Consider the following 12,013-nt stretch of genomic DNA (forward strand, 5'->3'; position numbering starts at 1 on the left):
CACGCCCCCCGTCGGGGCGATGAGTGTGCAGAAGACGTCGGGTTCGCGGTGCGGACCCGACGTCTTCTGCACACCCATGCGCGGTAAGCGCGACCGCGTGACGGACGGGAGGCGCGGTGCGGGGCCGCCCCGCGCCTCCAGGCCGGTGGATGGCTGCGGTCAGTGCTCGGTGCCGTGCATGGTCTGGGTGTCGTCCTGACCGGGGATGGCGTCCTTCGTGGTCCAGCCGTACCAGCGGCCGTCGATCTCGGTGACCGCGCGGCCGTCGCCGCAGGTGACGAGGCCCTTGGTCGGGAGCTCCTCGGGCAGGAAGTCGGCGGTCATCGCCGTGCCCCCGTACGACTCGTCGAGCGGGGTGCAGTCGTCCACGTCGACGCCGTCCTTCGACGCGAACCCGATGACGTACCCGGGCTGCGAGACGTGGAGGCGGACGTCGATGTCCTTCGCGTCCTCCGGCACCCACTTCGGCATGAAGAAGGCCAGGTCCTCGGACTCCCCGGAGCGCGGGGCGTCGGAGTACGCGTCGAAGTGCTTCTGCGGGGTCTTGTTCGGCACGATGTCCTGGATCGCGCTGCAGCCGGCGGTCAGCAGCAGGGCGGACACCGCGGCGGTGGAGGCGAGGGCGATCCGGAGGGTGCGGCGGGCGGTGGTGGGGCGCGTGTCGGTGCTCATGGATCCAGTCTCACGACGGAGGCGACGCTGAAACATCACGTGCGCACCCGGAAGTGGTCGGGGGTTACCCCCACCCGGGGACCGCAGTACGCCGGGCCTGCCGAGGAGTGCTCAGGAGTGCCCAGGTCGCCCCGGTAAGCAGGTTCGGTGCACCAGACGCAGCAGCCACCGGTCGGGGTCCCCTGGCACCAGGCCACCTTCCCCGCCTCGTTCTCGCGGTTCTGGCGGGGGTACGTCGTGTTCCGCGGTCGTGCCGCTCGTGCCGAGTTCTGGTGGTGGGCGCTGTGGTGGGCGATCATCTCCGCTGCGATCAACATCGTGTACGGCGTCGGACTCGTCACGACGCCGCCGCCGATGACGAGCCCGGAGGAAGCGCGCGTCCTCGACGAGGCGCTGCGGTCCTTCAACCCGTTCCCGGTCTGGTGGTTCCTGCTCACGTCGATGCCCGTCTTCGCCCAGATCGCACTGGGGGTCTTCGTGGTCGTCGGCCTCGCTGCGCTGCTGCCTTGGATCGCGATCGCGGTGCGGCGGCTCCACGACACGAACCGCTCCGGGTGGTGGGTCCTCCTGTACTTCGTGCCCGCCGGCAGCATCGCGCTGGCCGTGTTCCTCGCGCTGCCCTCGGAGCCACCCGCCGCGCCGCAGCAGTCCGGGCCACCCGTCGGTGATCGGCCCGCGCACCCGGTCGTGACGCCGCAGTAGCGTCGGGGGATGCAGCAGGAGATCCTTCGGTACACCGCCTTCGCCGCCGAGCCGGGCGGTGGCAACCCCGCCGGGCTCGTGCTCGACGCAGCCGGGCTGTCCGACGACCAGATGCTCGCGATCGCCCGGCAGGTCGGGTACCCCGAGACCGCCTTCGTCGTGGGTGCGACGTCGACCGGGCCGCGGGTCCGCTACTTCTCGCCGAGCGCCGAGGTGCCGTTCTGCGGGCACGCCACCGTCGCCCTGGCCGTCGCGCTGGCCGAGCGCGAGGGGCCGGGCCGTCGGGTGTTCACGACCCTGGCCGGCGAGGTCGCGCTCGACGCCACCCTGGGTGCGGACGGCTCGGTGCAGGTCGCGATGACGAGCGTCGAGCCGGCGACACGGGACATCGACGCGGCTCTGCTGGTGCGGCTGTTCGACCTGCTCGGGCTCTCGGCCGCGGACATCGCTCCGGAGTTCCCGGTGCTGGAGTCCTTCGCCGGCAACTGGCACCCGGTGCTCGTGCTGCACGACGGCGAGCTGTTCCACCAGTTCCGGTTCGCGCCGAGGCCCCTCGCCGAGCTCAAGCGCGAGGCCGGCTGGGCGGGGACGGTCACGGTGCTGCACCGCACCGGCGACCGGGAGTACGAGGCGCGCAACCTGTTCCCCGCCGGGCGCATCACCGAGGACCCGGCGACGGGATCGGCAGCGGCGTCGACCGGGGCGTACCTGCGGCAGATCGGTGCAGTGCAGCCGGGCGACCGCATCACGATCCGGCAGGGGCGGCACGTCGGGCGTCCGAGTCTGTTGCTCGTGGACGTGCCCGAGGCCGGCGGGATCACGGTGACGGGGAGCGCGACCCCGATGTCCTGACGGACGTTCCTTCCCAGAACGCACGCGATGGGAAGCGGAATCGGGCGTACCTGGTCGAAACTTCCGACCCGGTACGCCCGATTCCGCTCGGTACGCCCGATTCCGCCCGGTACGCCCGAATCGGCCCGAGAAACTCCTTGACACGGTTAAGTCAATACGGTGGACTAATCCTGCGCGCGGGCGATGGTGCCCGCGGACATCACCCGTGCAAAGGAGCACCGATGAAACGCACCCGCATCATCGCCGGACTCGCAGCTGTGGCCGTGGCCGCAGTCGGTCTGGCTGGCTGCTCGAGCTCGGGGTCCGCCTCGAGCGACACGATCAAGATCGCGTACCAGAAGTTCGGCGCCTTCCAGCAGCTCGACGCCCAGATGAAGGTCGTCAAGAAGCAGTACGAGAAGGACAACCCCGGCAAGAAGGTCACCCTCGTGCCCATCCAGGCGCAGGGCAACGACTACTACACCAAGCTCGCGCTCATGAACAAGGCGCCGGCCACCGCCCCGGACGTCATGTACGAGGACACGTTCCTCGTCAAGGCCGATGCCGAGGCGGGCTACCTGCTGCCACTCGACAAGTACACGGACAAGTGGGACGAGTGGGACCAGTTCTTCGACAACGCCAAGCAGGCCGGGCAGGGTGACGACGGCAAGATCTACGGCGTCCCGATGGGCACCGACACCCGAGCCCTCTGGTACAACAAGGACATCTTCAAGAAGGCCGGGCTCGACGTCCCGTGGAAGCCGAAGACGTGGGACGACGTGCTCGCGGCGGCGAAGACCATCAAGGAGAAGCAGCCCGACGTCATCCCGTTCAACATCTACTCGGGCAAGGCGCAGGGCGAAGCCTCGACCATGCAGGGCTTCGAGATGCTCCTGTACGGCGCCGACGGCTCCGGCAACACCCTGTACAAGGACAAGAAGTGGGTCACCGGCTCGAAGCAGTTCGAGGACTCGCTCAAGTTCGTGAAGGACGTCTACCAGGGCGGCCTCGGCCCGACACCGCAGCAGGCGCTCGACACGAACGTCGGCACGACCATCGCCCAGACGTGGCTGCCGAAGGGCAAGCTCGCGATCGACCTGGACGGTTCGTGGCAGTCCGGCACGTGGCTCAAGTCCGGCACCGCGCCGTGGCCCGAGTGGAACGACGTGATGGGCCAGGCACCCATGCCGACCCAGAACGGGCAGGCTCCCGGCTACAACTCGATGTCCGGCGGCTGGACCCTGGCGGTCGGCGCGAAGTCGAAGAACCCGCAGGCGGCGTTCGACTTCATCACGAGCTTCCTCGACAAGGACGGTTCGCTGAAGTACGACACCGAGAACAGCCAGATCGCCGTCCGGAAGGACGTCGCGGACGACCCGGCCTACACGGCGGCGAACCCGACGTTCAAGTTCTTCTCGGGGCTGGTGGAGAACACCAACTTCCGCCCGGCGACGAGTGACTACTCGCAGGTGTCCAACGCGATCCAGGTCGCGATGGAAGCGGTCATGACCGGTCAGCAGTCGCCGAAGGACGCGGCTGCCGCCTACGACAAGGCCGTCACGCAGGTGGTCGGCAAGGAGAACACCGTCTCCGCTGGTTGACGGACGTCACCCACTGACGGACTGGAGGCGCGGGGCGGTCCCGCACCGCGCCTCCCGTCCGCTCTTCCCCACCTTCGGAACCCCTCCGCACCCGGAAGGCACCCATCGTGTCCAGCACCCCCCTCGCGCCGACGCTGTCGGCGCCCGGTGCGCCGAAGCGCACCGATCCACCCGTGCCGCGCAAGCGGCGACCACTGCGGAACGTCGGACGAGCGGTCCCGCTCCTGCCCGCCCTGGTCCTCCTCGTCATCTTCCTGCTCGGCCCCGTCATCTCGTCGTTCTACGGGTCGTTCACCAACTCGGCCCTGACCGGCGCCAGCGCGGCCGACCAGCAGTTCGTCGGGTTCCAGAACTACGTCGAGCTGTTCCAGGACCCGGACTTCCCGAAGTCCGTCATCCTGACCGTCGTCTTCCTGCTGGCCTCGGCCGTGGTGGGACAGAACGTGCTCGGCCTCGGACTGGCCCTGCTGATGCGCTCGGCCAACAAGGCCGTCCGGGCGATCGTCGGCACCTTCGTGGTGGCCGCGTGGGTCCTGCCCGAGATCGTGGCGTCGTTCGCGGCGTACGCGTTCTTCAACGACGAGGGGACGCTCAACACGTTCCTCGCGTCGATCGGGATCACCGGCGCGAACTGGCTCTACACGTACCCGATGCTCGCCGTGATCCTGGCGAACATCTGGCGCGGCACCGCGTTCTCGATGCTCGTCTACTCGGCCGCCGTGCAGGAGGTCCCCGAGGAGATCACCGAGTCCGCCGAGGTCGACGGAGCCACCGGCTGGCAGCGGCTCGTCTACATCACGCTCCCGGTGATCCGCCGGAGCATCTCGACGAACCTCATGCTCACGACGCTGCAGACCCTGTCGGTCTTCACGCTGATCTTCGTGATGACCGGCGGCGGCCCGGGCACGAACTCGTCGACCCTGCCGATCCTGGCGTACCAGGAGGCGTTCAAGTTCTCGCAGCTCGGCTTCGGGACGGCGATCGCGACCATCCTGCTCGTGGTGGGGGCGGTCTTCTCGATCATCTACATCCGGGCCCTCAAGCCGGAGGTGGACTGATGGCCATGACAGCCCCGTCCCTCGACCAGACCACGACCCGCTCGGTGACCGCACCGGGGTCGATGCACATGACGTCACCGCGCGGCCGCACCATGCGGTGGGTGTCGAACGTCGTGCTGCTCGTCATCGCGGTGTGCTTCGCGGTGCCGCTGCTCTGGCTCGTGCTCGCCTCGTTCGACACCCAGGCCTCGCTGTCGGTGAAGCTGCCCTCGCAGTTCACGCTCGACAACTTCGCGAAGGTGCTCACCCCCGAGCTGTCGTTCATCCCGCTCGCGAACAGCCTGCTGCTCTCCGGCGGCACCGCGGTCGTCACCGTGGTGTTCGCGCTGCTGGCCGCGTACCCGCTGTCCCGGTACAAGATGCGGGTCAACAAGCCGTTCCTGTACAGCATCCTGTTCGGCACCGGTCTGCCGATCACCGCGATGATGGTGCCCGTCTACGCACTGTTCGTGTCGCTCAACCTGATCGACAACGTGTGGGGCTGCATCTTCTTCCTCGCCGCCACGTCGCTGCCGATGGCGATCTGGATGGCGAAGAACTTCATGGACTCGGTGCCGATCTCGCTGGAAGAGGCGGCGTGGACCGACGGTGCCTCGATGCTCACCACCCTGACCCGCATCGTGATCCCGCTCATGCGTCCGGGCATCGCGGTCGTGTTCATCTTCGTGTTCATCCAGGCGTGGGGGAACTTCTTCGTCCCCTTCGTCCTGCTGCTCTCGCCCGAGAAGGTGCCCGCCGCGGTGAGCATCTTCAACTTCTTCGGGCAGAACGGGGCGGTGGCGTACGGCCAGCTCGCCGCGTTCTCGATCGTCTACTCCGTGCCCGTCATCGCCCTCTACGTGATCGTGTCCCGAGGCCTCGGCGGCGGCAACGCCCTCGCCGGCGGCATCAAGGGCTGATCCGCCGGTCCACGCCCCGCAAAACACCGGTGTTCGCGCGTCGAACACCCGCGAACCGCGGTTCCGTTCGCGAACGCCGGTGTCTTGCAACCAGAAAGGAAGCACATGCACCAGGACGAACCGCTCGTCGAGGCCCGGATCGCCCGCCTCGTGCGCGACCGCGTCGATCCCGCCGTCCTCCGTCGCTCGGCGCCGGTGACGATCGAGGCGTGGGAGGTGCCGGGCGAACCGGTGCCGTTCGACGCCGCCGTGGGTGAGACGTACACACCGTTCACGGTGGGGTCGCACTGGGGCGGACGCCCGTGGGGCACGACGTGGTTCCGGGTGACCGGGACCGTGCCGGCGGACTTCGGCACCGCGCCGGGGACCACCGCCGAGCTCCACGTCGACCTGGGGTTCACCAAGCGGCAGCCCGGGTTCCAGGCCGAGGGACTCGCGTTCCGCGCCGACGGCTCCACGATCAAGGCGATCGAGCCGCGGAACGACACCGTGCCGCTCGAGGTCGGCCCGGGGGAGTCCTTCGAGCTCTGGATCGAGGCCGGGGCGAACCCGGACATCGGCGGCGACTCGTTCCAGGGTGCGACGCCGCTCGGCTCGCGCTCCACCGCCGGTGACGACCCGATCTACCGCCTGAAGGCCCTTGAGGTCGTCGAGCGCGACGACACCGTGTGGGAACTGCAGCAGGACCTCTGGGTGCTGCGCGGGCTGATGGCCGAGCTCCCCACCGACGGCACCCGCGGCGCCGACATCCTGCGGGCACTCGAACGCGCCGCCGACGCCCTGGACCCGGACGACGTCGCCGGCACCGCCGCGGACGCCCGGCAGGTCCTGGCGCCCGTGCTCGCCGTCCCCGCCAGCCCCGCCGCCCACCGTGCGATCGCCGTCGGGCACGCCCACATCGACTCCGCCTGGCTGTGGCCCGTGCGCGAGACGAAGCGCAAGTGCGCCCGGACGTTCTCGAACGTGCTCGACCTGATGGACCGCGACCCCGACTTCACCTTCGCCTGCTCGTCCGCGCAGCAGTACGCGTGGATCCGCGACGAGTACCCGTCCATCTGGACCCGCATCAAGCAGCGGGTCGCCGAAGGGCGGTGGATCCCGGTCGGCGGCATGTGGGTCGAGTCGGACACCAACCTGCCCGGCGGCGAGGCCCTGGCCCGCCAGTTCGTCGCCGGCAAGCGCTTCTTCCTCGAGGAGTTCGGCATCGACACCCCCGAGGCCTGGCTCCCCGACTCGTTCGGCTACTCGGGCGCCCTGCCGCAGATCGTCCGCGCTGCCGGGTCGAAGTGGTTCGTCACCCAGAAGCCGTCGTGGAACGAGACGAACGTCATCCCGCACACCTCGTTCCACTGGGAGGGCATCGACGGCTCGCGCGTCCTGACGCACCTGCCCCCGGCCGACACCTACAACTCCGACGTCTCGCCCGCCGACCTGCGCCGCGGCGAACGGAACAACAAGGAACGCGGCACCGCGAACACCTCGATGCTGCTGTACGGCTTCGGCGACGGCGGTGGCGGTCCCACCCGCGAGATGGTCGGCGCCGCACACCGCCAGCACGACCTCGACGGGTCGCCCCACGTCACACTCGGCACGCCGGCGCAGGTGTTCGAGCAGCTTGAGGCCGAGCTGCCGACGCCGGGGGTCTGGTCGGGGGAGATGTACCTCGAGTTCCACCGCGGCACCTACACGTCGCAGATCCGCACGAAGCAGGGCAACCGCCGCTCCGAGCACCTGCTCCGCGAGGCCGAGCTCTGGGCGGCGACGGCGGCCGTCCGGCTCGGCAGCGAGTACCCGTACGCCGAACTCGAGGACGCCTGGCACACCGTCCTGCTGCAGCAGTTCCACGACATCCTGCCCGGGTCCTCGATCGCGTGGGTGTACGAGAACGCCGAGGAGCAGTACGCCCGGGTCGCCGAGGTGCTCGAGGGGCTGATCGGGAGCGCGACGACGGCGCTCGCCGCAGGCGGGAGCGCAGCCGTCAGCGGTGCCGCTGCCGGCGCAGCCGACGACACCGCGTCGGTCGTGCGCTTCAACGCCTCGCCGGTCGCGGCAGGGGACGTGACCGCCCTGGCAGGTTCGGTCGTCCACGCGCCGCGACCCGTGCCTCCCGTCCGGAGCGGCGACCGCTTCGTCTTCGACACCGGCGTCGTCACCGCGACCATCGACGCTGCAGGCCACGTCGTCTCGTTCGTCGACCACGCCACCGGACGCGACGCGATCGCACCAGGCGCTGCGGCGGCGGAGTACACGGTCTTCCGGGACACCCCGAACCAGTGGGAGGCGTGGGACATCGACCGCGCGTACCAGCGCAACGGCACGGTGCTGTCGGCGTCGTCGGTCTCGGTCGACGGCTCCTCGCTTGTGGTGGAGCGGTCCTTCGGCTCGTCGACGCTCACCACGCGCTACTCGGCCGTGCAGGGCGAACCGGAGCTGAGCGTCGAGACCGAGGTCGACTGGCACGAGCACCAGAAGCTGCTGAAGCTCGCGTTCCCGATCGACGTGCTCGCGTCGTCGGCCTCGAGCGAGATCCAGTTCGGGCACATCGACCGGCCGACGCACCAGAACACCTCGTGGGACCACGCCCGCTTCGAGACCTCGGCACACCGCTGGGTGCACGTCGCGGAGCCCGGGTTCGGCGTCGCGGTGGCGAACGACTCGACCTACGGCCACGACATCACGCGCGAGACCCGGCCGGACGGCGGGATCACCACGCTCGTGCGGGAGTCGCTGTTGCGCGGACCGACTTTCCCGGACCCGAACGCCGACCAGGGGCACCACGTGTTCCGGACGGTGCTGCGGATCGGGGCCTCGGTGCTCGACGCCGCCGACTCCGGGTACCGGCTGAACCTGCCCGTGCGGAGCGTGCCCGGGTCGGCCGAGGTCGCGCCGCTCGTCACGGTGTCGTCGCCGCAGGTGTTCGTCGAGGCCGTCAAGCTCGCCGAGGACCGCTCCGGAGACGTCGTCGTGCGCCTGTACGAGGGGCTCGGCGGCCGGGCGACGGACGTCGGGGTCGCCTTCGGGTTCGACGCTGCGTCGGTGTCGCAGGTCGACCTGCTCGAGCGGCCGCTGGAGCGCTCGTGGTCGGCCGGGGAGCCGGTCGTGCTGACCCTGCGTCCGTTCGAGATCGTGACGCTGCGCGTGCGTCGGGCCTGAGGCAGCGGGCCCGGCGTTCGGTCGGGGAGAGACCGCGGCGCCGGACGGGACACGGGTGCGTTCCGTCCGGCGCCGTGTTGCGTGTGGGTGTGGGGTGCGGGTGCGGCCGGGAGGAATCGGGCGTAGCTGGTCGAATCGGGCGTACCTGGTCGGAACTTCTGGCCAGGTATGCCCGATTCCGCTTGGCATCGCGGCCGTTCTGGGAAGGAACGTCTCCCCTCCACAACCGCCCAGGCCTGGAGGCCCGTCCACAGTTCCCGACATCGGCCTCCGGAACGGATGGCCGGTCCGGCATCGTCACGTGCATGAACGAGTCGCTGCCCATCCTCCGAGCCTCCGCCATGCACGAGGCCGGCCTCGACGCCACCACCCTGCGCCGCCGAACCCGGACCCAGGGTGTCGGCCGCCTGGTCCGGGTCGGACCGAACGCCTTCGTCGACGGTGCCGCGTGGGACGCCGCCGGGCCTCGTCAGCGGTACGTCACCCGGGTGTTCGCGCGGCTCGGCCGGCTCGGCACGCGGGCGACGGCCTCGCACCTGTCCGCGGCGGCCCTGCACGGCCTCCCAGCGCTCGGCGGGTGGGACGTCCCGGTGCACGCGACGGTGCCGGAGTCGATGTACCGGGGCCGGAGCGCCGAGCTGGTCCTGCACACGAGACCCGTCGGCCGGGGCGAACGGGCCACGGTCGGTGCGATCGCGGTCACCTCCGTCCCCCGGACCGTCGTCGACGTGGCGATGACCGGCGACCTGCGGGCGGGCGTCGTCATCGCCGACGCCGCACTGCGACGTGGGTTCGACGACGCCGATCTCCGACGAGCGGTTCCTCCGAAGGCCCGCGCCCGAGCCCTGGCGCAGCAGGTGCTCGACCTGGCCGATGCTCGGTCCGGGTCACCGGCCGAGTCGCTCGCTCGGGTCGTGTTCCGGGAGCTCGGGCTTCCGGACCCGGTGCTGCAGCAGGAGTTCGTCGTCGACGGACGTCGGTCCGCAGTCGACTTCTGGTTCCCGGACCACGGGGTCATCGTCGAGATCGACGGACGGGCCAAGTACTCGCAGGAGCGCTACCTGGGCGGCCGGAGTCCGACCGAGGTGTTCCTCGACGAGAAGCGGCGGCACGGTCGGTTGCTCACCGTGCCGGGTGTCCGGACGATCATCCGGCTCGAATGGCGAGACCTGTTCGACCTCGATGCGCTGGCACTGCGACTCCGGGCGGCGGGGCTCCCGTGCGCGGTCCGACCGGTCCGGAGCGCTCGGCTCCGTACGGGGTGACCGTCCGGCGCCGTACGGGGTGACCGTCCGGCGCCGCAGGGGGTGACCGTTCGGCACCGGTGAACCGGCACAGCACGCGCTGGCTAGCGTGGCGTCATGGCAGTGCAGGAGATCTGGCTCGTCCGTCACGGCGAATCGGTCGCGAACGTCGCGGCGGCTCGGGCCGAAGCCGCGGGCGACGACGTGATCGACGTCGAGTTCCGGGACGCCGACGTCCCGCTCAGCCGGCTCGGCACCGATCAGTCCCGTGCCCTCGGCCAGGAGCTCGCCGACCGCGGGATCGACGACGTCCCCGTCGCGCTGTGGGTGTCGCCGTACCTCCGTGCGCAGCAGACGATCGCGATCGCGCTCGAGGCAGCCGGCATCACCGAACCCGAGAAGCGGGTGGACGAGCGCCTCCGCGACCGCGAGCTCGGCGTCCTCGACCTGCTGACCCTGCAGGGCGTCCGCAACCGGTACCCGGACGAGGAACGCCGCCGGCAGTGGCTCGGCAAGTACTACCACCGGCCGGCAGGCGGGGAGTCGTGGGCGGACGTGATGCTCCGACTCCGGTCGCTCCTGGGCGACCTCGAGCGGGTCGACGGTGTCGAGCGCCTGGTGATCGCCGCGCACGACGCCGTGGTGATGCTCGCCGTCGCGGTCTGCCTCGACCTCGACGAGCCGGCACTCATGGAGTTCGCCCGGACCCACGCGGTCGCGAACGCCTCCCTCACCCGACTCCGTCGTGACGATGCCGGATCGCCGTGGGTGCTCGAGGAGTTCTCCTCCGTCGGACACCTGGACGACGACGAGGTCACCCAGCACACCGGCCGGAAGGACGACGAACATGTCCACTGAACCCGTCACCCCGAACTTCCTGCGGGACTGGCCACTGCCCGAACCCGGTGCCGGCAAGTACGGCCGCGGGCAGGTGCTCATCGTCGGCGGCGCCGCTCGGACCCCCGGTGCGGCGATGCTCTCCGCGCTCGCCGCACTCCGGGTCGGCGCCGGTCGTCTCACGCTGGCGGTCGGCCGGAGCGTGGCGAACGAGGTCGCGGTCGCGGTGCCCGAGTCCGGGGTCGAACCCCTCGACGAGGACCAGGACGGTCACATCGCCGTCGGTGCGATCGAGGGCATCGCGGACAGCGCCTCGAGCGCCGACGCGGTGCTGGTCGGGCCGGGGCTCGACGAGCCGGACGGTTCGCGTGACCTCGTGGCCGGACTCGCCGACGTCGTCGGTCCGCAGACCACCGTCGTGCTCGACGCCTTCGCCCTCGGTGTGGCTGCCGACGTGCGGGACCGCCTCGAACCGCTGCGTGGACGGCTCGTGATGACGCCGAACTCCGGCGAGGCCGAACGCCTGCTCGGGCGGGAGTGCAGCGACGACGACGTGGCCGACGCCGTGGCGATCGCGAACCGCTTCGGAGCGGTCGTGGCCCTCGGCGACGCCATCGCCACACCGCAGGGTCGGGCGTGGCTCAAGGGCACCGGCTCCGGCGGTCTCGGCACGAGCGGCAGTGGGGACGTGCTGTCCGGTGCGGTCACCGGCCTGCTCGCCCGCGGCGCCGATCCGGCGCAGGCCGTGGCGTGGGCGTCCTACGTGCACGCTGCCGCAGGTGACCGGCTCGCGGTGCAGGTCGGGCCGCTCGGGTACCTGGCGAGCGAACTCGTCACCGAGATCCCGCGGGTCCTGGTCGAACTCGGGGCCTGAGCCCGCCCGTTCTTTCCCAGAACGCCCGCGATACCCGGTGCTTTCGGGCATACCTGCCGAGAACTTCCGACCAGGTACGCCCGAATCGACCAGGTACGCCCGGAACGACCAGGCCGCCCGACCCCGCCCCTGCCTCTTATAC

The 12,013-nt window shown here is 70.5% G+C and carries 10 protein-coding genes; 9 read left to right on the top strand and 1 reads right to left on the bottom strand.

Annotation, left to right across the window (positions count from 1 at the left end; translation table 11 throughout):
• Window positions 1-159 precede the first annotated feature (159 nt).
• On the bottom strand, window positions 160-672 hold the full coding sequence (locus tag DEJ01_RS16075; protein WP_071245384.1) for a hypothetical protein: 513 nt from the start codon (window positions 670-672) through the stop codon (window positions 160-162).
• Between the two features lie 147 nt (window positions 673-819).
• Here DEJ01_RS16075 and DEJ01_RS16085 point away from each other — a divergent pair, with 147 nt between their 5' ends.
• From DEJ01_RS16085 to DEJ01_RS16125, 9 genes are all read left to right on the top strand, one after another.
• Window positions 820-1,374 (top strand): DUF805 domain-containing protein, encoded by a 555-nt coding sequence (locus DEJ01_RS16085; protein ID WP_111093569.1) that lies wholly within the window; start codon window positions 820-822, stop codon window positions 1,372-1,374.
• 9 nt (window positions 1,375-1,383) lie between these two features.
• Window positions 1,384-2,226, top strand: coding sequence for a PhzF family phenazine biosynthesis protein (locus DEJ01_RS16090; protein ID WP_111093570.1), 843 nt, complete (start codon window positions 1,384-1,386; stop codon window positions 2,224-2,226).
• 221 nt (window positions 2,227-2,447) lie between these two features.
• Window positions 2,448-3,806 (top strand): extracellular solute-binding protein, encoded by a 1,359-nt coding sequence (locus DEJ01_RS16095; RefSeq protein WP_071404684.1) that lies wholly within the window; start codon window positions 2,448-2,450, stop codon window positions 3,804-3,806.
• 107 nt (window positions 3,807-3,913) lie between these two features.
• Window positions 3,914-4,864, top strand: a complete 951-nt coding sequence (locus DEJ01_RS16100) for a carbohydrate ABC transporter permease (protein ID WP_110894824.1) — start codon at window positions 3,914-3,916, stop codon at window positions 4,862-4,864.
• Between the two features lie 5 nt (window positions 4,865-4,869).
• Entirely contained in the window at window positions 4,870-5,763 is an 894-nt protein-coding gene (locus tag DEJ01_RS16105) for a carbohydrate ABC transporter permease (RefSeq protein ID WP_371830315.1), read from the top strand.
• A gap of 105 nt (window positions 5,764-5,868) precedes the next feature.
• Window positions 5,869-8,916, top strand: a complete 3,048-nt coding sequence (locus DEJ01_RS16110; RefSeq protein ID WP_111093571.1) for a glycoside hydrolase family 38 C-terminal domain-containing protein — start codon at window positions 5,869-5,871, stop codon at window positions 8,914-8,916.
• A gap of 305 nt (window positions 8,917-9,221) precedes the next feature.
• Window positions 9,222-10,181, top strand: a complete 960-nt coding sequence (locus DEJ01_RS16115; protein WP_111093572.1) for a hypothetical protein — start codon at window positions 9,222-9,224, stop codon at window positions 10,179-10,181.
• A gap of 96 nt (window positions 10,182-10,277) precedes the next feature.
• Window positions 10,278-11,018, top strand: a complete 741-nt coding sequence (locus DEJ01_RS16120; RefSeq protein ID WP_111093573.1) for a histidine phosphatase family protein — start codon at window positions 10,278-10,280, stop codon at window positions 11,016-11,018.
• Entirely contained in the window at window positions 11,008-11,871 is an 864-nt protein-coding gene (locus tag DEJ01_RS16125) for an NAD(P)H-hydrate dehydratase (RefSeq protein ID WP_111029028.1), read from the top strand. The genes DEJ01_RS16120 and DEJ01_RS16125 overlap by 11 nt, the downstream gene beginning before the upstream one ends.
• Window positions 11,872-12,013 lie beyond the last annotated feature (142 nt).

Origin of the sequence: Curtobacterium sp. MCLR17_040 (genome assembly GCF_003234735.1) — a bacterium.
GTDB classification, from domain to species: domain Bacteria; phylum Actinomycetota; class Actinomycetes; order Actinomycetales; family Microbacteriaceae; genus Curtobacterium; species Curtobacterium flaccumfaciens.